This is a genomic window from Escherichia sp. KTE159, from assembly GCF_000408805.1.
Taxonomy (GTDB): Bacteria; Pseudomonadota; Gammaproteobacteria; order Enterobacterales; family Enterobacteriaceae; genus Escherichia; species Escherichia marmotae.
On record NZ_KE137292.1, the window covers coordinates 2,557,099 to 2,580,220 of the forward strand.

23 protein-coding genes and 1 pseudogene are annotated in these 23,122 nt (G+C 53.2%); 9 read left to right on the plus strand and 15 right to left on the minus strand.

Annotated elements, in window-relative coordinates; all coding sequences use genetic code 11:
• Nucleotides 1–160 precede the first annotated feature (160 nt).
• From hypF to hycA, 12 genes are all read right to left on the minus strand, one after another.
• Nucleotides 161–2,413: a carbamoyltransferase HypF gene (gene hypF, locus A31E_RS09505; protein ID WP_016249115.1), complete on the minus strand. Its 2,253-nt coding sequence runs from the start codon at nt 2,411–2,413 to the stop codon at nt 161–163.
• 151 nt (nt 2,414–2,564) lie between these two features.
• A complete protein-coding gene (gene hydN / locus A31E_RS09500; protein ID WP_001078778.1) occupies nt 2,565–3,092 on the minus strand; it encodes an electron transport protein HydN in 528 nt (175 codons plus the stop codon).
• A gap of 331 nt (nt 3,093–3,423) precedes the next feature.
• The gene (locus A31E_RS09495; protein WP_001516942.1) at nt 3,424–4,179 is read right to left on the minus strand and encodes a hypothetical protein; all 756 of its coding nucleotides are present in this window, start codon (nt 4,177–4,179) and stop codon (nt 3,424–3,426) included.
• 42 nt (nt 4,180–4,221) lie between these two features.
• A complete protein-coding gene (gene hycI, locus A31E_RS09490) occupies nt 4,222–4,692 on the minus strand; it encodes a hydrogenase maturation peptidase HycI (RefSeq protein WP_000132959.1) in 471 nt (156 codons plus the stop codon).
• A complete protein-coding gene (hycH, locus tag A31E_RS09485) occupies nt 4,685–5,095 on the minus strand; it encodes a formate hydrogenlyase assembly protein HycH (protein WP_001291934.1) in 411 nt (136 codons plus the stop codon). The genes hycI and hycH overlap by 8 nt, the downstream gene beginning before the upstream one ends.
• Complete coding sequence (gene hycG, locus A31E_RS09480) at nt 5,092–5,859, minus strand: formate hydrogenlyase subunit HycG (protein WP_000067394.1); 768 nt, start codon at nt 5,857–5,859, stop codon at nt 5,092–5,094. The genes hycH and hycG overlap by 4 nt, the downstream gene beginning before the upstream one ends.
• The gene (hycF, locus tag A31E_RS09475; RefSeq protein WP_000493799.1) at nt 5,859–6,401 is read right to left on the minus strand and encodes a formate hydrogenlyase subunit HycF; all 543 of its coding nucleotides are present in this window, start codon (nt 6,399–6,401) and stop codon (nt 5,859–5,861) included. Before hycF ends, hycG begins: the two co-directional genes overlap by 1 nt.
• A gap of 9 nt (nt 6,402–6,410) precedes the next feature.
• Nucleotides 6,411–8,120: a formate hydrogenlyase subunit HycE gene (gene hycE, locus A31E_RS09470; RefSeq protein WP_001288146.1), complete on the minus strand. Its 1,710-nt coding sequence runs from the start codon at nt 8,118–8,120 to the stop codon at nt 6,411–6,413.
• 17 nt (nt 8,121–8,137) lie between these two features.
• Entirely contained in the window at nt 8,138–9,061 is a 924-nt protein-coding gene (gene hycD / locus A31E_RS09465; protein ID WP_001516944.1) for a formate hydrogenlyase subunit HycD, read from the minus strand.
• Between the two features lie 2 nt (nt 9,062–9,063).
• Complete coding sequence (gene hycC, locus A31E_RS09460) at nt 9,064–10,890, minus strand: formate hydrogenlyase subunit 3 (RefSeq protein ID WP_001274366.1); 1,827 nt, start codon at nt 10,888–10,890, stop codon at nt 9,064–9,066.
• A complete protein-coding gene (hycB, locus tag A31E_RS09455; RefSeq protein WP_001079169.1) occupies nt 10,887–11,498 on the minus strand; it encodes a formate hydrogenlyase subunit HycB in 612 nt (203 codons plus the stop codon). The genes hycC and hycB overlap by 4 nt, the downstream gene beginning before the upstream one ends.
• A gap of 124 nt (nt 11,499–11,622) precedes the next feature.
• The gene (gene hycA, locus A31E_RS09450) at nt 11,623–12,084 is read right to left on the minus strand and encodes a formate hydrogenlyase regulator HycA (protein WP_000158067.1); all 462 of its coding nucleotides are present in this window, start codon (nt 12,082–12,084) and stop codon (nt 11,623–11,625) included.
• A 212-nt stretch (nt 12,085–12,296) separates the two neighbouring features.
• Between hycA and hypA the strand changes: the two genes are divergently transcribed.
• From hypA to A31E_RS09415, 7 genes are all read left to right on the plus strand, one after another.
• Nucleotides 12,297–12,647, plus strand: coding sequence for a hydrogenase maturation nickel metallochaperone HypA (hypA, locus tag A31E_RS09445; protein WP_001516945.1), 351 nt, complete (start codon nt 12,297–12,299; stop codon nt 12,645–12,647).
• A 3-nt stretch (nt 12,648–12,650) separates the two neighbouring features.
• Nucleotides 12,651–13,523, plus strand: coding sequence for a hydrogenase nickel incorporation protein HypB (hypB, locus tag A31E_RS09440; protein WP_000337678.1), 873 nt, complete (start codon nt 12,651–12,653; stop codon nt 13,521–13,523).
• Nucleotides 13,514–13,786, plus strand: coding sequence for a hydrogenase 3 maturation protein HypC (gene hypC, locus A31E_RS09435; RefSeq protein ID WP_000334875.1), 273 nt, complete (start codon nt 13,514–13,516; stop codon nt 13,784–13,786). Before hypB ends, hypC begins: the two co-directional genes overlap by 10 nt.
• Nucleotides 13,786–14,907 (plus strand): hydrogenase formation protein HypD, encoded by a 1,122-nt coding sequence (gene hypD, locus A31E_RS09430; protein WP_001212982.1) that lies wholly within the window; start codon nt 13,786–13,788, stop codon nt 14,905–14,907. The genes hypC and hypD overlap by 1 nt, the downstream gene beginning before the upstream one ends.
• The gene (gene hypE / locus A31E_RS09425) at nt 14,904–15,914 is read left to right on the plus strand and encodes a hydrogenase maturation carbamoyl dehydratase HypE (protein WP_001059917.1); all 1,011 of its coding nucleotides are present in this window, start codon (nt 14,904–14,906) and stop codon (nt 15,912–15,914) included. Before hypD ends, hypE begins: the two co-directional genes overlap by 4 nt.
• 73 nt (nt 15,915–15,987) lie before the next feature.
• Nucleotides 15,988–18,066 carry a formate hydrogenlyase transcriptional activator FlhA gene (gene flhA, locus A31E_RS09420; protein WP_001516947.1) on the plus strand — a complete coding sequence of 693 codons (2,079 nt, stop codon included), beginning with the start codon at nt 15,988–15,990 and terminating at the stop codon, nt 18,064–18,066.
• Nucleotides 18,067–18,110: 44 nt separating this feature from the next.
• Nucleotides 18,111–18,539 (plus strand): TOBE domain-containing protein, encoded by a 429-nt coding sequence (locus A31E_RS09415; protein ID WP_001516948.1) that lies wholly within the window; start codon nt 18,111–18,113, stop codon nt 18,537–18,539.
• 40 nt (nt 18,540–18,579) lie between these two features.
• Here A31E_RS09415 and A31E_RS09410 read toward each other — a convergent pair whose 3' ends face one another.
• Both A31E_RS09410 and A31E_RS26105 read right to left on the minus strand, forming a co-directional pair.
• A complete protein-coding gene (locus tag A31E_RS09410) occupies nt 18,580–18,924 on the minus strand; it encodes a nitrous oxide-stimulated promoter family protein (RefSeq protein ID WP_001516949.1) in 345 nt (114 codons plus the stop codon).
• A 31-nt stretch (nt 18,925–18,955) separates the two neighbouring features.
• A pseudogene (locus A31E_RS26105) lies at nt 18,956–19,125 on the minus strand (hypothetical protein).
• Nucleotides 19,126–19,200: 75 nt separating this feature from the next.
• Here A31E_RS26105 and mutS point away from each other — a divergent pair.
• Nucleotides 19,201–21,762, plus strand: a complete 2,562-nt coding sequence (gene mutS / locus A31E_RS09405; RefSeq protein WP_016249117.1) for a DNA mismatch repair protein MutS — start codon at nt 19,201–19,203, stop codon at nt 21,760–21,762.
• Between the two features lie 41 nt (nt 21,763–21,803).
• On the opposite strand, the gene A31E_RS09400 is transcribed toward mutS, so the two are convergent.
• On the minus strand, nt 21,804–22,337 hold the full coding sequence (locus tag A31E_RS09400) for a hypothetical protein (RefSeq protein WP_016249118.1): 534 nt from the start codon (nt 22,335–22,337) through the stop codon (nt 21,804–21,806).
• A 92-nt stretch (nt 22,338–22,429) separates the two neighbouring features.
• Here A31E_RS09400 and pphB point away from each other — a divergent pair, with 92 nt between their 5' ends.
• Complete coding sequence (gene pphB, locus A31E_RS09395) at nt 22,430–23,086, plus strand: protein-serine/threonine phosphatase (RefSeq protein ID WP_016249119.1); 657 nt, start codon at nt 22,430–22,432, stop codon at nt 23,084–23,086.
• The last annotated feature ends 36 nt before the right edge of the window (nt 23,087–23,122 follow it).

The following is a 23,122-nucleotide window of genomic DNA, read 5'->3' on the forward strand; positions in this document are numbered from 1 at the left end:
ATATGTTGGTCACATAATGCGTTCATGACGCATCCGCCTACTGTGCCCAAAATGCCGGATGCGACGCTGGCGCGTCTTATTCGACCTACGGGGAGCACATGTGTAGGCCGGATAAGGCGTTTACGCCGCATCCGGCAATGGTGTCCAAATGCAACACGTTTTATCCGTTCTGGACTTCTTCCACCAGCCAGCGAGCCGCAGCAATAACCCCCTGCCCCAGAGATAATCCACCATCACCCGCAGGTAAACTCTGCGGGAAAAGCAATGTGAAATCAGCGAGATAATGCGCCAGACGTGCACGCAGCAGGCGGTTATGAATAACCCCGCCGCTGAATACCAGCGTAGTGATACCGCGCATCGTAGCCTGCTCGCGCATCAACTCGGCAAACCCCTGCGCCAGCGCATCATGAAACGCCCACGCCCGTTGATTAACCGGAGCTTGCCAGTTCAGCCACTGCCGCCAGAAAATGGCGAGATCCAGGTGATTATTGACCAACGGCATTGTCACCGGATGCTTCACGCCGTGGCATGAAGACGCCAGCGCCTCCAGCGTACAAGCCGCTTCCCCTTCATAACTTAACGTGGCTGGCGCACAGCCCAGCGCCGCCGCCACGGCATCAAACAAACGCCCGCACGATGACGCCAGCGGCGCGTTAATGCCTCGTTCAATGGCCCGCGCCAGCACGCTCCAGTTTTGCTGTTGCACACTTACCGTTTCAGGATAATTCTGCCACTCCGGCACAAAGCGCAGGCACTGCGCCAGCAGGTTACGCCACGGCTGCTTTGCGGCAAGATCACCACCAGGAAGCGCCACTGCAGGCAAGCCGCCCAGGCGCTCGCATTCACGATAGTTCACCCGCAGGCACTCGCCGCCCCACAAAGCGCCGTTCTCGCCCATACCGATACCGTCAAGCGTCAAAGCAATGACATCACCGCCATCCAGCGGCCAGTTATGCTCCGCCAGACACGCCGCCGCATGAGCATGATGATGCAACACCGTTTGCGTCGGCAGATTCATTTCACTCGCCCACTGGCTGGAGACATAGCCCGGATGCGCGTCATGCACAACACATTGCGGGGTGAAATCGTAGATGTTCTGCATCAGGCGTAACGCTTCGCGCCACTGCATCTGGATACCATCGTCGCTTAAATCGCCCAGATGCTGACTCAACACGGCTTGTTCACCGCGCACCAGGCTGAAGGTGTTTTTCAGATCTGCGCCAAGACACAGCATCGGCGGCACATTTTTAAAACCCGGCGGCAAAGCCAGCGCATCCGGTACATAGCCACGCGAACGGCGCAACATTTCGCCACTTTCGCGCACTACCGAGTCATCCATCCGCTGCACAATATCGCGGTTATGCAACAAGAATCCGTCGGCAATGTCCTGCAAATCCTCCAGCGCCTGTTCATTGCTGATAGCCGGAGGTTTGCCACTCAGGTTGCCGGAGGTCATCACCAGCGGGCATTGCAGTTCCTGCAACAACAAATGTTGCAGTGGATTCGCAGGCAACATCACCCCAACTTCGTTAAGGCATGGGGCAATATCGTCACAAAGTTCGGGAACGTATTTTTTATCCACCAGCACAATCGGCGCGGCAGGCGTGGTGAGCAACTGACGGACAGCCTCTGGTAGGTTTTCTACCGTTGGCAACATAACCGCCAGCGGTTTCGCCGGGCGATGTTTGCGCGCTCGTAGTGTTGCTATCGCGTCACTGTTACGTGCATCACAGGCGAGATGAAATCCGCCAATCCCTTTGATGGCGACGATTTTTCCCGCTTTTAACTGTGCTATAGCAGCCTGTAAAGCAGCCTCTTGTTTGGCATGAACATCATTACTTACCCATTCAAGATGCGGACCACATTCCGGGCAAGCCACCGGCTGGGCATGGAAGCGACGATCGAGCGGGTCGCGGTATTCTTTGTCACAGGCCGGACATAACGGAAACGCTGCCATCACGGTAAATGGGCGGTCATAAGGCATCGCGCGAATAATGGTGAAACGCGGGCCGCAGTGGGTACAGTTGATAAACGGATAACGATAACGCCGTTCGCCCAGGGTATTCATTTCAGCAAGACAGGCAGGGCACGTGGCGGCATCCGGAACAATTTGCGTATTCATGGTGCCGCCTGTGCTCTGGCGGATAGTGAACTCAGTGGGCAGTTGTGACCAGATAAACGGCTCACGATCAACGCTATCAATACGCGCCAGCGGCGGGCAGTGTTGATGCAATTGAACAAGAAACGTTTGCGGATCTTCCAGCAGCCGGACTTCCACGCCATCGCCGTCATTACAGACATCGCCGTGAAGATTTAATTGCTGTGCCAGTTGCCAGACAAACGGACGAAAACCAACGCCCTGCACTTTGCCACGAATACGCAGTTGAACACCGCAAGATGTGTTTTTTGCCATTGAGTTATTCCCGCCATCATGAATCCATAACCCACCCTACCGGATGCGACAGCATCGCATCCGGTAGTCACAGGTCAGCAATATCGCCCGCTCCGTATTCTACGAATATTTCGGGGAATTCCTTTGATGCCAGAATAGTTATGTAAGATTTTTAGAACATCATCGCCGTGCGGCGGCGTTTTTCTGCGCTCAGTTGCTCAAGTTTATTACGATCGACACAAATCAGCGCATGCGTCGGGCACGCAGCCATACACGCAGGGCCGTCTTCACGGTGGTTACACAGATCGCATTTATTGGCTTCGGCTTTATCGGCACGTACATTCAGCCCCGCGCCGCTGTTGCGAATCACCGGACGCACCACCACTTCCATCGCGCCGTACGGGCAAGCCACAACGCAGGTTTTGCAACCAATGCAGCGTTCCTGCATGACATGAACAAACCCTTTATCACGGCTGATAGCACCATTCGGGCAGACATTAGCGCACGGAGCATCTTCACACTGACGACAAACAGTAGCAGTGGAAATGTTCACACCTTTAATGACATGGATACGCGGTAAAAAAGTTTCCGGAGTCAGCGAAGCGCAATCCTGATTTTCCTGATGAGAAACCACGCATGCTACTTCACAGGTACGGCAACCAATACATTTACTCGCGTCAGCAATGATGAAACGGTTCATCAAATTCTCCAGCAATGACAGTTAATGCGCCGATACATTCATAAATCATGCCAGTTTTTAATTTTCTGTTATATAAGGAAAATAATTTTCTGTGGCCGACAAAAACACTGTCATCGACACTAGTGACGATGACATGTGATGACGGTAAGGCAATGAGAGAATCGCAGTGAATCAATTTTCTGATGAATGTTTTATCGTCGCCAGTATAAAAAAGTGATTGCCAGTAATGGTGAAGATTTAGATTAGGCAACCCTGCCGGATGCAGCTTACACGTCGCACGAACCATCCAGGCCCGATAAACGTAGCGCATCAGGCAATTTAGCGTTTGCTGTCAGAGCTGATTCACCCCATCAAGCACATCCCCCTTTATCAAACAACGCTGCGTCAGCGCCAGATCTTCCGTTTGCGGGTCGCGCCCGGCGATGGGTTTGATGATGAGTTTACGGTTGGGGGTATAAGCAAAACGCGTGAGAGCGGGATAGCTTAACTTGCCAAACCAGCCGTGAACGCGCTGCCATTTGGCGTCTTTTACCTGATACAGACTGGTTATCCAGTAACCAGAATCAAACTGCATATCCAGCAATTGCGTGTGACCATTGCCTTGCAAATCCAGCAAATCATCTACGCCAGTTTTGCTTGCGGTGTAAAAACCATCGACCTGGAAAACACACGGGCGACCTTGCTGATTAAAGGTCATCAGGATCAAAAACGAGGAAGGCGCCAGCCCGTTTCCCGAAACGCCTCGCCAGATAACCAAATCCTGAATGCCATTACGATCGAGGTCAGCACGGTAAAATTGCGCATTACCCGCCATATTTTGCAGCACACCCACAGGCACAAACCAGGATTTACCAGCGCGGTCTTTAGCGGTTAATTGCCAGTAATCCTCTTCATTTGGCATCTTCTCAAGCGTCACGCCAGCAACGCCCACTTTTCTAAAATGCCAGTTTTGATCGGTAAAATAAGGCATGGTCAGGAGAGATTTCAGCGCACGCTTTTGCGCGTATTCGCTGTCACTCATCGGCAGATATTCGGTAAAGCTGGTGGCCTGCGCAGGCAGCACAAAGCCCAATAAAAAAGCGCACATCCCTGTCCTGATTTTCAATTCCCTGAATTCCTTAACGAAGAACTACTCTTCTTCCGCCGCTAACTGCGCAAATCCGCCGTTTCCTTCCCAGCCTTCCAGCCGTTGATAAACGGTTTCCACCGCATCTTTAATCGGCTGGGTCATCGGGTAGTAAAAGCCGACGATATCCGGCTGGATGCCGAGGAAAATCACTTCGCCAATATCTTCTTTCAATTGGTCGATAAGGTAATTCAACGGCATGTTATGGGTCGTCATCATAAACATCTCAGCGATGTCATCCGGGTCGATGATGCGGATCTCGCCGGGGTTTAGCCCCATATCAGTGGCGTCGACAATCAGCAGTCGTGTCGGGCGCAGCTCGCGGATGGCGACAATGTCGTTTTCCGGTGCGCTACCGCCGTCAATCACCACCCAGTTACCTTTCGGCGCGGCGGCGCACTTTTCTGCCAGCAACGGGCCCGCGCCATCATCGCCCATCATGCTATTGCCAACACAAAGTAAAACGTCAGTCACGCAATCTCCTCACCATCAAATAGATGGCGTTTTCCTGATGAATATCATGCAGCATACTTAACAGCATTGTACTCCATTCCTTCTGCTGCGAAGTTTGCGCTGCCCGGGCTTTATCGAATGCATTGGCCAGCATCGGCACATGGTTAATGTCGATGACGATCTCACCGTATTTCGGCACGCCTTCCATTTTTCGGCGGGCTTCGCTGCCCGCCTCCAGTGTCGCAATCCATGCCAGGTATTCATCCCACGGGCAGGTAAGCGCCGCTTCCAGGCAATCGATAACCCCAAGGTGGTGACCAATCGCCAGGCTGTAATAGACCACCTGCTGCGCCTCAGAAGGCGTGGCATCGTTCTCATCAATAAATTTACGGCTCAGTTGACTGAACACCACCTTTTCACTCATCGGATACGCGCCTCTTCAACAACATGATTCAGATGGCTGACAATCTCGTTCAGACGCGGATCGTTTTCCGCCTCCAGCCAGCGTGCAACCTGCTCTTCGCCCTGCCCTAACTGCGTCAGGAAATCATCAGCAATCTGGCGACCGTAACGGTAACCCGCCAGGCGGCGCGCTTCGCGATCCACTTTTACGCGCAGCGGCTGCACCATTTCCGGGTGCAGGATTTCTGCCGGTTGTTCATCCAGTTCGCCGGGGCCACGGGCGTGGATTTTCTGTTCCAGCAAACCGAGCGCCATCGCAAAGCCGTACAGCGTGGCGGCAGGCGTTGGCGGGCAACCCGGAATGTAGACATCCACCGGGACGATTTTATCTGTACCGCCCCACACACAGTAGAGATCGTGAAAAATGCCGCCGCTGTTACCGCAGGCACCGTAGGAGATACAGATTTTCGGGTCCGGCGCGGACTGCCACGCACGCAGCGCAGGGGATCGCATTGCACGGGTGACCGCGCCGGTAAATAGCAAAATATCCGCATGACGCGGGGACGGAACGACTTTAATGCCGAAGCGTTCTGCATCGAACAGCGGCGAAAGCGTGGCGAAAATTTCGATTTCACAGCCGTTACAGCCGCCACAGTCCACGCGGTAAACGTAGGCAGAACGTTTGATTTTTTTCAGTAACGACGCCTTCATGCTGGCGATGGATTCATCCACCGTCATCGGGACCGGAATGCCGTTGGCGTCACGGGGGCCTAATAAATTGCTCATCAGATGGCCTCTTTCATATGGCGAGTCAGTTCAATACGGTCGGACGGCACCAGGCATTTCTGGCGCTTACATTCCGGGCAAGTCTCAAAGCTTTCGCGGTGGTTTTCCGCGCGGCTGTCGCCGTTGTGCTTAAGCAGCGCAATGGCGTAGTCGATCTCTTTCTGTACGGCGAAAGGACGATTGCAGACGCGGCAGTTGCACAGCGCGAAACGGGACTGTTGCAGGAAGTCTTCTTTCTTCCACACTGCCAGTTCGTACTCTTGCGACAGTTTAATCGCCGCTGTCGGGCAGACTTCTTCGCAGCGGCCACAGAAGATGCAACGACCAAGATTGAACTGCCACGCCAGCTCACCAGTGGCGAGGTCGGTTTCAACCGTTAAGGCGTTTGACGGGCAGGCATTGACACAGGCCGCACAGCCGATGCACTGCTGCGGGTTCTGCTCTGGCTTACCACGGAAGTTTTTATCAACCGCAATCGGCTCCAGCGGATAAGACGAGGTCGCCGTGCCGGTTTTGATGACTTTTTTGATAAAGGTAAACATGGCGATTCCTTATTTCAGCGGCGAGTTTTTACGCTCAATGCTGTAGCGCTCAAGTTCTTTGTACGGCACCACTTTGCTCTTCTTCTTACGCACATCGACCACGGTCATGCGGTCGGTACAGGAGTAGCAAGGGTCGAGGCTACCGATAATCAGCGGTGCATCAGAAACGGTGTTGCCACGCAGCATATAGCGTAGAGTCGGCCAGTTAGCGTAGGTTGCCGCGCGGCAGCGCCAGCGGTACAGCTTCTGGTTGTCGCCGGTCATGCTCCAGTGAATATCATCACCACGCGGCGCTTCGGCAAAGCCCAACGCAAAACGGTGTGGAATATAGGTGAATCCTTCCACCGCCAGCGGGCCACCTGGCAAGTTATCCAGGCCGTAGTCGATCATATTGAGCGAAGTAAAGACTTCGTTGATACGCACTTTCAGGCGCGAAATAACGTCACACCCCTGTTCGCTGTGTACTTCCATCGGCAGCAAGCCATAACCAACAAACGGGTGATCGGCACGGGTATCACGAGCGTGGCCGCTGGCGCGAACCATCGGCCCAACGTTACTGAAGTCGCGGGCGATTTCTGGATCAAGACGACCAATTCCGACGGTGCGCTGTTCCATGTTTGGCGTACTCAGCAGCACATCCACCAGTTCCCGCACTTCACGACGCATTTGCTGCGCCAGTTGGCGGGTCTGGATCATGTCATCTTTCAGTAGATCGCGACGAATCCCGCCGATCAAGTTCAGACCGTAAGTTTTACGCGCCCCGGTGAGGATCTCCGCCATTTTCATGGAGGATTCGCGCACGCGGAAGAACTGCATAAAGCCGGAGTCAAAGCCAGTAAAGTGGCAGGCAAGGCCGAGGTTGAGCAGATGCGAGTGCAGACGTTCCACTTCCAGCAGAATGGCGCGGATCATCTGCGCACGCTCTGGTACCTGAATGCCCATCGCGTTTTCCACCGACGTGGTGTAGGCGGTGCTGTGGGCGAAGCCGCAGATCCCGCAAACACGGTCAGAGAGGAACGTCACTTCGTTATAACCCATGCGGGTTTCCGCCAGTTTTTCCATGCCACGATGGACGTAGAACAGGCGGTAGTCGGCGTCGATAATGTTTTCGCCATCGACGAACAGACGGAAGTGCCCCGGTTCGTCAGAAGTGACATGTAGCGGACCAATCGGTACAACGTTATTTTTCTTATCACCCAGTTCGTTGATGAACTCGTAGGTTTCAGCATCGGTGGTCGGTGCCGGACGCTGACGATAATCCATGCTGTCTTTACGCAGCGGGTAGAGTTCATCCGGCCAGTCATCCGGCAGCACCAGACGACGTTCATCCGGCAGGCCAACCGGAATCAAACCGTACATATCGCGCACTTCACGCTCGCCCCACACCGCCGCCGGAACGCGCGGCGTCACGGACGGATATTCTGGTTTGTTGGCGTCAACTTCGACACGCACGGTTATCCAGCACCTGGTGCCCTTCTCCATCGACAGCACGTAGTAAACGGCATAATGGCCATTCAGTTTGCGCTCGTCGTTACCAAACAGCACCGACAGCCAGCCACCCTGTTTGTAGTAGAGAAACTCCACCACTTCCGGCAGGTAGTTCACCTTTACGGTAACGGTAAGCTGATCTTTGGTCTGCCAGGCGTGGTCCAGCACGACGCCCGGAAATGCCTCATTCAGCGCGGCGAGATAATGTTGACCTAATTTTTCTTCAGACATGCTCAAACTCTCTTTAATCACGCCGCCAGCAAGGAGACGAACGCTAAAAATGCAAAACCAAAACCAGCCCAGGTCATGCGCGGAGTAATATCAAGACGCAGACGGGCCATGCTGTTTTCGAATAGCGCGATAACCAGTACACCGACCACCAGTTTGACGATGGCAATCACCAATGCCAGCAGCAGCCCACCGGCGGTGAAGGTTTCCATTTGTCCCCACGGGATAAACACCCCGACGAACATCTGCAACACCACCAGTTGTTTCAGGCTGATACCCCATTTCATTACGCCAAAGCCGCTACCGCTGTATTCAGAGAGCGGCCCTTCCTGCAACTCCTGCTCGGCTTCCGCCAGGTCGAACGGAAGTTTGCCCATTTCGATAAAGGTGGCGAATGCACAGGCGCAGAGCGCCAGCACCAGTGGAATACTTTGGCTCAGCGGCCAGTGATAAACGGTGTCGGTGATGTTGCTGATGTTGGTGGAACCGGCAACCTGTGCGGCGACCCACAGCCCAAGCAGCAGCATCGGCTCAACCAGCACACCCAGCATCGCTTCACGGCTCGCGCCGATAGCGGTAAACGGGCTACCGGTATCCAGACCGGAAATGGCAAAGAAGAAACGCGCGATAGCGAAGAGATACAGTAAGGTGATCAAATCACCCAGTTGCGGCAGCGGAGAACCGACGGTCACTACCGGTAACGCAGTGGCGATAGTCAGCATGACGCCCACCATCACATACGGCGTCAGGCGAAACACCCAGCCAGAGGCATCCGGGCCAACGCTCTGGCGACCCAGCAGTTTGATAATGTCGCGATACTCCTGCAGCACGCCTGGTCCGCGACGGTTATGCAGACGGGCGCGCGCCACGCGGGTAATACCGGAGAGCAGCGGCGCAACGGCAAATAACACCAGCGCCTGAATTAACGGATACAAAACACTCATTCTCAGGCTCCTCGTGAAACAATAATCACCACCAGTACCGCCAGTTCAACCAGCGCCATCCGGCGGAACAGCAACGCACTTCCCTCGCTCTGCCAGCCCGGCACCAGCGACACCGGATTCAGCACTTTGCGCAGTTTCAGCACCGGCGCAAACGCCTGTTTCACCGGCATGGCAAAACCGTGAGCAGTAATCACCATTGATTTTTCGTGGTCATAGCCACACACCCATGCCGCGCCACGGGAACGTGACGGCAGACGGTCGCCTTTGCAAATCGCCATAATGATGAATGGCAGCAGCGGGCAGGCAATCAGCAGCAACGTGATCATCGGTTGAGAAACGGTGGTGTTAGCAGGCTCCAGCGGCAGAGGTACAGCAGCAGACAGCATCGGCAGCAGCCACGGCGCAGCAACACCGCCAATCACGCAGCAAATCGCCAGAGCCACCACACTTACGCTCATCAGGATCGGCGCACAGGTGGCGTTTTCAGCTTCTTTGGTACGCGGTGCGCCGAGGAAGGTTACGCCATAGACTTTCGCCATACACATCACCGCCAGCGCACCGGTAATTGCCAGACCCACAGCGAGCAGCGGCCCCAGCAGACGGGCAACAAACGCGCCGCTATTGCTCAGTTTGAAGAAGGATTGATAGATAACCCATTCACCGGCAAACCCGTTCAGCGGCGGCAGCGCCGCCATTGCCATCAGCCCGACTAACATGGCGATGGAGATAACCGGCATTTTCTTGCCAATTCCGCCCAGTTTTTCGATATCGCGATGACCAGTACGGAACCAGACGCTACCCGCGCCGAGGAACAGTACGCTTTTGAACAGGCTATGGTTAAGCAGATGGTACAGACCACCGACCAGGCCAAGGGCAATCAGCGCCGGTTGTTCAAGCGCGATACCCGTTACACCAGCGCCCAGCCCCAGCAGGATAATGCCGATATTTTCCAGCGTGTGGTAAGCCAGCAGACGCTGGATATTGTGCTCCATCAGTGCATACAGACCGCCGACGAACGCGGTGATCATGCCGAGCACCAGCAGCGCAATCCCCCACCACAGCGGCGCGTTCCCCCCCAGCAGCGACAGAGTTAAAATACCCAGCAGGCCAATTTTCATCACTACTGTGGAAAACAGCGCTGCCGCTGGCGCAGAGGCGTTGGCATGAGCCTGCGGCACCCAACCATGCAGTGGGATAATCCCGGCCAGCAGGCCAAAGCCAATCACGCCAAGCAGCCAGATATCGGAACCGAGCGGCAGTTGTTGCACGCGCATATCCAACAGGCGCAAATCCAGCGTGCCATAACGCTGCCACACCAGCCAGCAAGCGATCGCCAGCAGCAAAGTGCCAAGACGCCCCAGCGCAAACCACAGTTTGCCCTCTTTGCTATTACTGGTGAGGAACACCGCGCACAGAGCCATGATTTCAGCCATTACCACGAACATGCCCAGGTTACTGGCGATGACAGCGCACACGGCGGCAGCCATCAACATATTGATCTGCAAGCCGTTGCATTTCACCTGCGCATGGCGATGCCAGTCAATGTTGTAGAGGCTGACAAACAGGCCGCACAGACCAAGGGTAATCAGCCAAATCGCGTTAAGCGGGGAGATTTGGATATCAAAACTCACCAGCGACAGCGCACCGCTCACGCCGACCGCACCCGTCAGCACGGTGAACCCTGCAGCAGCCGTGTACAGGCTACCGACCGCGCCGCCAATCCCGGCAATCCAGCCACTTAGCGCCTTATGAAAAGAAAAGAGAAATGCCAGAACAGCGGCGGCGGCAAACCACGCCACGCCGCTATTGATCAGTGAAATTGCGCTCATTTAGCCTCTCCACTTTGAGCCTGCTGAAACAAGGTGAGATCGCCAAAGTCCGTGTTAAAAGTCAGCTCACGCTTACGCTTGCTGACGCGGGCGATATCGGTGTTATCCACCAGATGCAGGGCTTTGGTCGGGCACATCCGCACGCAGGCCGGACCTTGTTCATCAAAACTACAGAGGTCACATTTGACGGCGATTGCGCGAATACCCGGCACCCAGTCAAGCAACGTGCTGACACGCGCCGGAGCAGGCGGTGCCGGTGGCGCTTTCGCGGTATTGGCGTTTGCCGGAATATCCAGCGGACGGCTGCCGGAAAATTCGATTGCGCCAAACGGACAGGCAATGCCGCACAGTTTGCAGCTTACGCACAGACTTTCATTAAGCTGGACTGCGCCATCAACGCGGGTGATAGCGTTAACCGGGCAGACCACCGCACAGGGCGCATCTTCGCAGTGATGGCAAAGCTGCGGTGCAGATTCTTTATCATTCAGCATCACTCGCAGGCGCGGCATAGATTGCAGGCCGTGCTGGCGATGCGTCTCTGAACAGGCTGCTTCACAGGTGTGGCAGCCGATACAGAGCGTGGAGTCAGCAATTACAAAACGATTCACCAGGCATTCCTCAGGTGATTGTCATTTTTGACGAAAACATGCCGATGAAATGTCATTTTCGACACTCATCGACACGCCCATCCCCAAACAGGCATGACGCCTGCAACACAGGCAAAGCCTCAGCTCATGCTGCCGAGCTTTGTCCCTTTACCAGTTGGCTTAAATTCACCGGGGTATTGTTTTCAATGGCGGTGTATAAGCTGTCGTAAACGCCAGCGATTTTTTCGAGATAGTGTTCCAGCACTTGTTCGCGATTGCGGATGTTGACCTTGCCATCAATCATGCCGTCAATGCCCAACTGAGCCTGTGCAATCTGCTGTTTATCTTCGCCGTCTTTCGTTTCAACGTAGTACTCGATGGTGTGGCTGTTAAAACCATCCCCGAGGGTGACGTAAATTCGAAAATGCTCAAAAAGAACGAAACAGAGTTCTTTATCTGGCGCGCAGCTCATAGCGTGATGCAAACGCGCTTTTGATAACGTGATCCCCTGAACCAGCGAATTGCAGTAAATATGCCACTGGTCCTGTAGGCGACGATGCCGCTGTGCGATGTAATCGGCTTTCTCGCTTATTTCCCAAATAGTCATTGTCAGGTTACCCGTTTAACAGAGATGCCTGCCCTCAAGCATTTTTTGTGCCAATTTTTAATCTATTGTTATTTAAGTATTTTTTATGATTCCACTGAGTTTCGACGCCGTGTCGACGTGTCATTTCGACATCATCGACATTATTCACCGCAGCGATAATCAACGCTGGCACAATTATTGCTTATAGCTGGCAATAGTTAATGGGAGGCGATATGCACGAAATAACCCTCTGCCAACGGGCACTGGAATTGATCGAACAGCAGGCCGCAAAGCATGGCGCAAAACGCGTAACTGGGGTCTGGCTCAAAATTGGCGCATTTTCTTGTGTCGAAACCAGCTCTCTTGCCTTTTGTTTTGATCTGGTTTGCCGCGGCAGCGTGGCGGAAGGTTGTAAACTGCACCTCGAAGAACAAGAGGCCGAATGCTGGTGTGAAACATGCCAACAGTATGTGACGCTACTGACCCAGCGCGTCCGCCGCTGTCCACAGTGTCATGGTGACATGCTGCGCATTGTGGCAGACGACGGTTTACAGATTCGGCGGATAGAAATAGACCAGGAGTGAGCGATGTGTACAACATGCGGTTGCGGTGAAGGCAACCTGTATATCGAGGGTGATGAACATAACCCTCATTCCGCGTTTCGTAGCGCGCCTTTTGCCCCGGCAGCACGCCCGAAAATGAAAATCACCGGCATTAAAGCGCCTGAATTTACCCCCAGCCAGACTGAAGAAGGCGACCTGCATTACGGTCACGGAGAAGCAGGCACTCACGCGCCGGGCATGAGCCAGCGTCGGATGCTGGAAGTGGAAATTGACGTGCTGGACAAAAATAACCGTCTGGCTGAACGCAATCGCGCACGCTTTGCTGCCCGCAACCAACTGGTGCTCAACCTGGTTTCCAGCCCTGGTTCCGGTAAAACCACGCTGCTGACCGAAACCTTAATGCGCCTGAAAGATAGCGTTCCGTGTGCGGTTATCGAAGGTGACCAGCAGACAGTTAACGACGCCGCGCGCATTCGCGCTACCGGCACACCGGCAATTCAGGTAAACACCGGTAAAGGCTGCCATCTCGACGCACAGATGATTGCCGACGCCGCACCGCGTCTGCCATTAGACGATAACGGTATTCTGTTTATCGAAAACGTTGGCAATCTTGTATGCCCGGCCAGCTTCGATCTCGGTGAAAAACACAAAGTGGCGGTGCTCTCGGTCACTGAGGGTGAAGATAAGCCTCTGAAATATCCGCATATGTTTGCCGCTGCCTCGCTGATGTTGCTCAACAAAGTTGATCTGCTGCCGTATCTCAATTTCGACGTTGAGAAATGCATCGCCTGCGCCCGCGAAGTCAATCCAGAAATTGAAATCATCCTGATTTCCGCCACCAGCGGCGAAGGGATGGACCAGTGGTTGAACTGGCTGGAGACACAGCGATGTGCATAGGCGTTCCCGGCCAGATTCGCACCATTGACGGCAACCAGGCGAAGGTCGACATCTGCGGCATTCAACGCGATGTCGATTTAACGTTAGTCGGCAGTTGCGATGAAAACGGTCAGCCACGCGTGGGTCAGTGGGTACTGGTTCACGTTGGCTTTGCCATGAGCGTAATTAATGAAGCCGAAGCGCGCGACACCCTCGACGCCTTACAAAATATGTTTGACGTTGAGCCGGATGTCGGCGCGCTGTTGTATGGCGAGGAAAAATAATGCGTTTTGTTGATGAATATCGCGCGCCGGAACAGGTGATGCAGTTAATTGAACATCTGCGCGAACGTGCTTCACATCTCTCTTACACCGCCGAGCGCCCACTGCGCATTATGGAAGTATGCGGCGGCCATACCCACGCCATCTTTAAATTCGGTCTCGACCAGTTGCTGCCGGAAAACGTTGAGTTTATCCACGGTCCGGGTTGCCCGGTGTGCGTACTGCCGATGGGCAGAATCGACACTTGCGTAGAAATTGCCAGCCATCCGGAAGTCATCTTCTGTACCTTTGGTGACGCCATGCGCGTACCCGGTAAACAGGGGTCGCTGCTACAGGCAAAAGCGCGCGGTGCCGATGTGCGTATTGTCTACTCACCAATGGATGCGTTGAAACTGGCGCAGGAGAACCCAACCCGCAAAGTGGTGTTCTTCGGCTTAGGGTTTGAAACCACCATGCCGACCACCGCCATCACTCTGCAACAGGCGAAAGCCCGCGATGTGCAGAACTTTTACTTCTTCTGCCAGCACATTACGCTGATCCCGACTCTGCGCAGTTTGCTGGAACAACCCGACAATGGCATTGATGCGTTCCTCGCGCCGGGCCACGTCAGTATGGTTATCGGCACCGACGCCTATAATTTTATCGCCAGCGATTTTCATCGTCCGCTGGTGGTCGCTGGATTCGAACCACTTGATCTACTACAAGGCGTAGTGATGCTGGTAGAGCAGAAAATAGCGGCTCACAGCAAGGTAGAGAATCAGTATCGCCGGGTAGTACCTGATGCCGGTAATCTGCTGGCGCAACAGGCGATTGCTGATGTGTTCTGCGTTAACGGTGACAGCGAATGGCGCGGACTGGGCGTGATTGAATCTTCTGGCGTGCACCTGACGCCGGACTATCAGCGGTTTGACGCTGAAGCGCATTTCCGCCCGGCTCCGCAGCAGGTTTGCGATGATCCGCGCGCGCGCTGTGGCGAAGTATTGACGGGCAAATGTAAGCCGCATCAATGCCCGTTATTTGGGAACACCTGTAATCCTCAAACCGCGTTCGGTGCGCTGATGGTTTCCTCCGAAGGAGCCTGTGCAGCGTGGTATCAGTATCGTCAGCAGGAGAGTGAAGCGTGAATAATATCCAACTCGCCCACGGCAGCGGCGGCCAGGCGATGCAGCAATTAATCAATAGCCTGTTTATGGAAGCTTTTGCCAATCCGTGGCTGGCGGAACAGGAAGATCAGGCACGTCTTGACCTGGCGCAACTGGTGGCGGAAGGCGACCGTCTGGCCTTCTCCACCGACAGCTACGTCATTGACCCGCTATTCTTCCCTGGTGGCAATATTGGCAAGCTGGCGATTTGTGGTACGGCGAATGACGTTGCGGTCAGCGGCGCAATTCCACGTTATCTCTCCTGTGGTTTTATCCTTGAAGAAGGGTTGCCGATGGAGACGCTAAAAGCGGTCGTCACCAGCATGGCAGAAACCGCCCGCGCGGCTGGCATTGCCATTGTGACTGGCGATACCAAAGTGGTACAACGCGGTGCTGCAGACAAATTGTTTATCAACACCGCAGGAATGGGCGCAATCCCGGCGAATATTCACTGGGGCGCACAAACTCTGACCGCAGGCGATGTATTGCTGGTTAGCGGTACGCTCGGTGACCACGGTGCAACTATCCTTAACCTGCGTGAGCAACTGGGGCTGGATGGCGAACTGGTCAGCGACTGTGCAGTGCTGACGCCTCTGATTCAGACACTGCGTGACATTCCCGGCGTGAAGGCGCTGCGCGATGCCACCCGCGGTGGAGTGAACGCGGTGGTTCATGAATTCGCGGCAGCCTGCGGTTGCGGTATTGAACTTTCAGAAGCTGCACTGCCGGTTAAACCTGCCGTGCGCGGGGTTTGCGAACTGCTGGGACTGGATGCCCTCAACTTTGCCAACGAAGGCAAGCTGGTGATCGCCGTAGAGCGTAACGCGGCAGAGCAAGTGTTGGCGGCGCTGCATTCCCATCCACTGGGACAGGATGCTGCGTTAATTGGCGAAGTGGTGGAACGTAAAGGTGTTCGTCTTGCAGGGCTTTATGGTGTGAAACGAACTCTCGATCTACCACACGCCGAACCGCTGCCTCGTATATGCTAATAAAAATCTAAAGCTCCTTTAATTTGTCATTTACCTTTTGCACCGCTTAGCGGTGCTTTCCTGGAAGAACAACATGTCGTATACACCGATGAGTGATCTCGGGCAACAAGGGTTGTTCGACATCACTCGGACACTATTGCAGCAGCCCGATCTGGCCTCGCTGTGTGAGGCTCTTTCGCAACTGGTAAAGCGTTCTGCGCTCGCTGACAACGCGGCGATTGTGTTGTGGCAAGCGCAGACTCAACGTGCGACTTATTACGCGTCGCGTGACAAAGAACCCCCAATAAAATACGAAGACGAAACCGTTCTGGCGCATGGGCCGGTGCGCAGCATTTTGTCGCGTCCTGATACGCTGCATTGCAGCTACGAAGAATTTTGTGAAACCTGGCCACAACTGGCCACAAGCGGTTTATATCCCAAATTTGGTCACTATTGCCTGATGCCACAGGCAGCGGAAGGGCATATTTTTGGTGGCTGTGAATTTATTCGTTATGACGATCGCCCGTGGAGCGAAAAAGAGTTCAATCGCCTGCAAACATTTACGCAGATTGTTTCTGTTGTCACCGAGCAAATTCAGAGCCGCGTCATCAACAACGTCGACTACGAACTGTTATGTCGGGAACGGGATAACTTCCGCATTCTGGTCGCCATCACCAATGCGGTACTCTCCCGCCTGGACATGGACGAACTGGTCAGCGAAGTGGCGAAAGAGATCCACTACTACTTCGATATCGACGATATCAGTATCGTCTTACGCAGTCATCGTAAAAACAAACTCAACGTTTACTCCACTCATTATCTTGATAAACAGCATCCCACTCACGAACAGAGTGAAGTTGATGAGGCCGGAACCCTCACCGAGCGCGTATTTAAAAGCAAAGAGATGCTGCTGATTAATCTCCACGAACGAGATGATTTAGCCCCCTACGAACGCATGCTGTTCGACACCTGGGGAAACCAGATCCAGACGTTGTGCCTGCTACCATTGATGTCTGGTAATACCATGCTGGGCGTATTGAAACTGGCACAGTGTGAAGAGAAAACCTTTACCACCACCAACCTGAGTTTACTGCGCCAGATTGCCGAACGTGTGGCGATTGCCGTGGATAATGCTCTTGCCTACCAGGAAATCCACCGTCTGAAAGAGCGGCTGGTTGATGAAAACCTCGCCCTGACAGAACAACTCAACAATGTGGATAGTGAATTTGGCGAGATTATTGGTCGCAGCGAAGCCATGTATAGCGTGCTCAAACAGGTTGAGATGGTGGCGCAAAGCGACAGCACCGTACTCATTCTTGGTGAAACTGGCACAGGAAAAGAGCTAATAGCCCGCGCAATTCACAATCTGAGTGAGCGAAACGGTCGTCGAATGGTGAAAATGAACTGCGCCGCCATGCCTGCCGGATTGCTGGAAAGCGATCTGTTTGGTCATGAGCGTGGCGCCTTTACTGGTGCCAGCACCCAGCGCATCGGTCGTTTTGAACTGGCGGATAAAAGCTCGCTGTTCCTCGATGAAGTGGGTGATATGCCGCTGGAGTTACAGCCGAAGCTACTGCGCGTGTTGCAGGAACAGGAGTTTGAACGCCTCGGCAGCAACAAAATTATTCAGACGGACGTGCGTTTAATCGCCGCGACTAACCGCGATCTGAAAAAAATGGTCGCTGACCGTGAGTTCCGTAGCGATCTCTATTACCGCCTGAATGTCTTCCCGATTCATCTGCCACCGCTACGCGAGCGTCCGGAAGATATTCCGCTGTTGGCGAAAGCCTTCACCTTCAAAATAGCCCGCCGTCTGGGGCGCAATATTGACAGTATTCCAGCCGAGACTCTGCGCATATTGAGCAACATGGAATGGCCGGGTAACGTCCGCGAACTGGAAAATGTCATTGAGCGCGCGGTGCTGCTGACTCGCGGTAACGTTCTACAACTCTCTTTACCCGATATCTCACTACCGGAACCTGAAACGCCGCCTGCCGCGACGGTCGTCGCCCAGGAAGGTGAAGATGAATATCAACTGATTGTCCGTGTACTGAAAGAGACCAATGGTGTAGTTGCGGGGCCGAAAGGAGCTGCACAACGTCTGGGGCTAAAACGCACCACCCTGCTGTCACGGATGAAACGGCTGGGAATTGATAAAGCGGCATTGGTTTGACAGATTTAGTTATACTCAGTCAACATTCAATGAAAGGAGGCAGTATGGCCGTTTCAGCAAGAAATCAATTAACCGGAACCGTTAGCGCAGTAGCAATGGGCGCGGTGAATGATGAAGTAGAACTGACGCTGGCAGGTGGCGCTAAGCTGGTGGCGATTGTGACCCACAGCAGCCAGCAAGCCCTGGGGCTGGCAAAAGGGAAAGAAGCGATTGCCCTGATTAAAGCCCCGTGGGTAACGCTGGCAACGGAAGACTGTGGACTGAAATTCTCCGCTCGCAACCAGTTTGCTGGCAGCGTGTCGAAAATCACCGAAGGCGCAGTGAATGCCACTGTCCATATCAAAACGGATGCGGGTTTTGAAATTGTGGCGGTGGTAACAAATGAAAGCCAGGATGAGATGAAACTCACCGCTGGCTCGCGCGTTATTGCGTTGATCAAGGCATCAGCAATCCTGATTGCGACCAAAGCGTAAGCGCCGTATTTGCCGGGGAATATAAACTCCTCCGGCAAATTTATTTCTTCGGGCGATATTTTTCTGGCAGTTCCGGCACCGGACGCTTGTCATCAATCAGATGACGCACGGTTAAGATCGGATGACGCCACAGCATTCGCGGCCCCGCCCAACGCATAATCTGCTTCATCTCTTCACGCTTCGCAGGCTGATAACAGTGCACCGGACACTGCTTACAGGCTGGTTTCTCTTCGCCAAACACACATTTATCCAGCCGTTTTTGCGCATAAGCAAACAACGTCTCGTAATGCTCCGGCTCCGCTGACGCCTGCGGGCATTTCGCTTGATAAAGATCGATCATTTTTTTAATCGTCAGTTTTTCACGAGAGATACGCTTGCCGGACATGCTGCCTCCACACTCTTAAGGTGCATTTATATTACAACTTAATTTTAAAGGGGACTATGGATCTGAAGGAGGAGGTTTCTTCAACCAACGCAATGTTTTCATAATCAACACGCAAAAGCTGCAAAACAGCATCTTTCCCGGAACCAGCATCAAGAACTCACCGTTCGCGTCTTCCCCTGAAATGATTAACTCCGGTATCATGTGCGCCTTATGTGATTACAACGAAAATAAAAACCATCACACCACATTTAACATCAGGGAACCGGACCTAACTCCATGAGTGTAATAGAAAATTTCGAAGCCCATACGCCCATGATGCAGCAGTATCTCAAGCTGAAAGCACAGCATCCGGAGATCCTGCTGTTCTACCGGATGGGTGACTTTTACGAGCTGTTTTATGACGACGCGAAACGGGCGTCGCAACTGCTGGATATTTCGCTGACTAAACGTGGCGCTTCCGCGGGTGAGCCAATCCCGATGGCAGGTATCCCCTATCACGCGGTAGAAAACTATCTTGCCAAACTGGTAAATCAGGGCGAATCCGTCGCTATTTGTGAACAGATTGGCGATCCGGCGACCAGCAAAGGGCCCGTTGAGCGCAAAGTTGTCCGTATCGTCACACCGGGTACTATCAGCGATGAAGCCCTGTTGCAGGAGCGCCAGGACAACCTGCTGGCGGCTATCTGGCAGGACAGTAAAGGTTTCGGTTACGCGACGCTGGATATCAGTTCCGGGCGTTTTCGTCTGAGCGAACCGGCTGACCGCGAAACGATGGCAGCAGAACTGCAACGCACCAATCCGGCGGAACTGCTGTACGCAGAAGATTTTGCTGAAATGTCGTTAATTGAAGGTCGTCGCGGCCTGCGCCGTCGCCCGCTGTGGGAGTTTGAAATCGACACCGCGCGCCAGCAGTTAAACCTGCAATTTGGCACGCGCGATCTGGTAGGTTTTGGTGTTGAAAATGCGTCACGCGGTCTTTGTGCCGCTGGTTGCCTGTTGCAGTATGCAAAAGATACCCAGCGCACAACCTTGCCACATATCCGCTCTATCACGATGGAACGCGAGCAGGACAGCATCATTATGGATGCTGCGACGCGCCGTAATCTGGAAATCACCCAGAATCTGGCGGGTGGCGCGGAAAATACGCTGGCTTCCGTGCTTGACTGCACCGTCACGCCGATGGGTAGCCGTATGCTGAAACGCTGGCTACATATGCCAGTGCGCGACACCCGCGTGTTGCTTGGGCGCCAGCAGACCATCGGCGCATTGCAGGATTTCACCGCCGAATTACAGCCGGTACTGCGGCAGGTGGGCGATCTGGAGCGTATTCTGGCACGACTGGCGTTACGTACCGCTCGCCCACGCGATCTTGCTCGCATGCGTCACGCCTTCCAGCAACTGCCGGAACTGCGCGCACAGTTAGAAACTGTCGATAGTGCACCGGTACAGGCGCTGCGTGAGAAAATGGGCGAATTTGCCGAACTGCGCGATCTGCTGGAGCGGGCAATCATCGACACGCCGCCGGTACTGGTGCGCGACGGTGGTGTTATCGCACCGGGCTATAACGAAGAGCTGGATGAGTGGCGCGCGCTGGCTGACGGCGCGACCGATTATCTGGAGCGTCTGGAAGTCCGCGAGCGTGAACGTACCGGCCTGGACACGCTGAAAGTTGGTTTTAACGCGGTGCACGGCTATTACATTCAAATCAGCCGTGGGCAAAGCCATCTGGCACCGATTAACTACATGCGCCGCCAGACGCTGAAAAACGCTGAACGCTACATTATTCCGGAGCTGAAAGAGTACGAAGACAAAGTCCTCACCTCAAAAGGCAAAGCACTGGCGCTGGAAAAACAGCTTTATGAAGAGTTGTTTGACCTGCTGCTGCCGCATCTGGAAGCGTTGCAACAGAGTGCGAGCGCACTGGCAGAACTCGACGTGCTGGTTAACCTGGCAGAACGTGCCTATACCCTGAACTACACCTGCCCGACCTTTATTGATAAACCCGGTATTCGCATTACCGAAGGTCGCCATCCGGTGGTTGAACAGGTACTGAATGAGCCGTTTATCGCTAACCCGCTGAATCTGTCGCCACAGCGCCGCATGTTGATCATTACCGGTCCGAACATGGGCGGTAAAAGTACCTATATGCGCCAGACCGCGTTGATTGCGCTGATGGCCTATATCGGCAGTTATGTACCGGCACAAAGCGTGGAAATTGGTCCGATTGACCGTATCTTCACCCGCGTCGGCGCGGCGGATGATCTGGCTTCCGGGCGTTCAACCTTTATGGTGGAAATGACCGAAACCGCCAATATTCTGCATAATGCCACCGAGTACAGTCTGGTGTTGATGGATGAGATTGGTCGCGGGACGTCCACTTACGATGGTCTGTCGCTGGCGTGGGCGTGTGCGGAAAATCTGGCGAATAAGATTAAAGCGTTGACACTGTTTGCCACCCACTATTTCGAACTGACACAGCTACCAGAGAAAATGGAAGGCGTGGCGAACGTGCATCTTGATGCACTGGAGCACGGCGACACGATTGCCTTTATGCACAGTGTGCAGGACGGCGCGGCAAGTAAGAGCTACGGTCTGGCGGTTGCTGCGCTGGCGGGCGTACCAAAAGAGGTAATCAAGCGCGCGCGGCAGAAACTGCGTGAGCTGGAGAGCATTTCACCTAATGCGGCCGCTACGCAGGTTGATGGTACGCAGATGTCTTTGCTGTCATTACCGGAAGAAACCTCGCCAGCAGTCGAAGCACTGGAAAATCTCGATCCAGATTCACTGACCCCGCGTCAGGCGCTGGAGTGGATTTATCGGTTGAAGAGTCTGGTGTAAACCTGATATTCCCGACGGCACTATGCCGTCGGGTTGATTCACTACTTTTTCATTTGCACCCGGCAATACTGAGTCACCACATCTGAAATAGAGGGATATTTCACTTTCACCTGGTAATCAGGAAATGTCGTAAATGTGATATCTTCATGATCAATAAACACGGGGGCAGTTTTCCGTGCAGCTTCTGCTAAGATCGCTTCTTGCTCTGGTGCTAACGGATAAAATACCTTTACACTGTCAGGTACAATCTCTTCTTTTATCTTCGATTTTTCATGAGTAACAATGATATCCATCTCATGGCGGACAAAGGATATTGTGGAACCATTTAAACGATAATATTGTGTCGTGTGGTAGCGTTTTTCATTTTCTACCGAGTAAATGACTTTCATTATTCCCAAAATGCTAAGTTGATATTTTTCGTTATTCTCCGTCACACTGAAATCTGTTGTACACTTAACTACATCACCTTCAGTTATAAGTTTTTCAAAACGATTTATTTCTTCTATAGAAGCAGCTTGTACATTAGATGTAAAAAAACAGAAAGCTAACAGGAAAGCATAAAAATATCTAAGCATCTTAAAACATCCTTTTGTAATTTATTACTCCAAAGACTTCGACACTCTGGTCGGGTATAATAATACATTGCTATAATTTTGAGTCTATGCAAATGTCTACCACCCGCTATCAAAAAATTGATGCTCATAACTATCGCCATATATGGGCCGTTGGTGATATTCATGGTGACTATCAATTATTACAATCCCGCTTACATCAATTATCTTTTTGTCCCGAAACAGACTTACTTATTTCTACAGGCGATAATATTGATCGTGGGGCGGAGAGTCTTAACGTACTACGCCTGTTAAACCATCCCTGGTTTACCTCTGTTAAGGGCAACCACGAAGCGATGGCTCTTGATGCATTCGCGACTGGCGATGGCAATATGTGGCTGGCCAGTGGCGGTGACTGGTTTTTCGATTTAAATAAGACGGAACAAAAAGAGGCAATAGATCTGTTGCTTCGTTTTCATCATCTTCCCCATATTATTGAATTAGATAACGATAATATAAAATATATCATCGCACATGCAGATTACCCAGGAGATAAATATCAGTTTGGTAAAGAAATAGCGGAAAGTGAATTACTCTGGCCTGTTGATCGCGTGCAGAAATCGCTTAAAGGCGAATCACAAAAAATAAACGGTGCCGACCGCTTTATCTTTGGTCATATGATGTTTGATAACATTCAGACGTTCGCTAACCAGATTTATATTGATACCGGCTCACCGAAAAGCGGACGGTTATCGTTTTATAAAATAAAGTAATCTCATGCTTCCTCTGTGAAGCATGAGTATCCCGGT

What these genes read in the sequence shown, in the direction of transcription:
- hypF (WP_016249115.1), bottom strand. Translation starts at nt 2,413, where the DNA reads ATGGCAAAAAACACATCTTGCGGTGTTCAACTGCGTATTCGTGGCAAA.
- hydN (WP_001078778.1), bottom strand. Translation starts at nt 3,092, where the DNA reads ATGAACCGTTTCATCATTGCTGACGCGAGTAAATGTATTGGTTGCCGT.
- A31E_RS09495 (WP_001516942.1), bottom strand. Translation starts at nt 4,179, where the DNA reads ATGTGCGCTTTTTTATTGGGCTTTGTGCTGCCTGCGCAGGCCACCAGC.
- hycH (WP_001291934.1), bottom strand. Translation starts at nt 5,095, where the DNA reads ATGAGTGAAAAGGTGGTGTTCAGTCAACTGAGCCGTAAATTTATTGAT.
- hycG (WP_000067394.1), bottom strand. Translation starts at nt 5,859, where the DNA reads ATGAGCAATTTATTAGGCCCCCGTGACGCCAACGGCATTCCGGTCCCG.
- hycF (WP_000493799.1), bottom strand. Translation starts at nt 6,401, where the DNA reads ATGTTTACCTTTATCAAAAAAGTCATCAAAACCGGCACGGCGACCTCG.
- hycE (WP_001288146.1), bottom strand. Translation starts at nt 8,120, where the DNA reads ATGTCTGAAGAAAAATTAGGTCAACATTATCTCGCCGCGCTGAATGAG.
- hycD (WP_001516944.1), bottom strand. Translation starts at nt 9,061, where the DNA reads ATGAGTGTTTTGTATCCGTTAATTCAGGCGCTGGTGTTATTTGCCGTT.
- hycC (WP_001274366.1), bottom strand. Translation starts at nt 10,890, where the DNA reads ATGAGCGCAATTTCACTGATCAATAGCGGCGTGGCGTGGTTTGCCGCC.
- hycA (WP_000158067.1), bottom strand. Translation starts at nt 12,084, where the DNA reads ATGACTATTTGGGAAATAAGCGAGAAAGCCGATTACATCGCACAGCGG.
- hypA (WP_001516945.1), top strand. Translation starts at nt 12,297, where the DNA reads ATGCACGAAATAACCCTCTGCCAACGGGCACTGGAATTGATCGAACAG.
- hypB (WP_000337678.1), top strand. Translation starts at nt 12,651, where the DNA reads ATGTGTACAACATGCGGTTGCGGTGAAGGCAACCTGTATATCGAGGGT.
- hypC (WP_000334875.1), top strand. Translation starts at nt 13,514, where the DNA reads ATGTGCATAGGCGTTCCCGGCCAGATTCGCACCATTGACGGCAACCAG.
- hypD (WP_001212982.1), top strand. Translation starts at nt 13,786, where the DNA reads ATGCGTTTTGTTGATGAATATCGCGCGCCGGAACAGGTGATGCAGTTA.
- flhA (WP_001516947.1), top strand. Translation starts at nt 15,988, where the DNA reads ATGTCGTATACACCGATGAGTGATCTCGGGCAACAAGGGTTGTTCGAC.
- A31E_RS09415 (WP_001516948.1), top strand. Translation starts at nt 18,111, where the DNA reads ATGGCCGTTTCAGCAAGAAATCAATTAACCGGAACCGTTAGCGCAGTA.
- A31E_RS09410 (WP_001516949.1), bottom strand. Translation starts at nt 18,924, where the DNA reads ATGTCCGGCAAGCGTATCTCTCGTGAAAAACTGACGATTAAAAAAATG.
- mutS (WP_016249117.1), top strand. Translation starts at nt 19,201, where the DNA reads ATGAGTGTAATAGAAAATTTCGAAGCCCATACGCCCATGATGCAGCAG.
- A31E_RS09400 (WP_016249118.1), bottom strand. Translation starts at nt 22,337, where the DNA reads ATGCTTAGATATTTTTATGCTTTCCTGTTAGCTTTCTGTTTTTTTACA.
- pphB (WP_016249119.1), top strand. Translation starts at nt 22,430, where the DNA reads ATGTCTACCACCCGCTATCAAAAAATTGATGCTCATAACTATCGCCAT.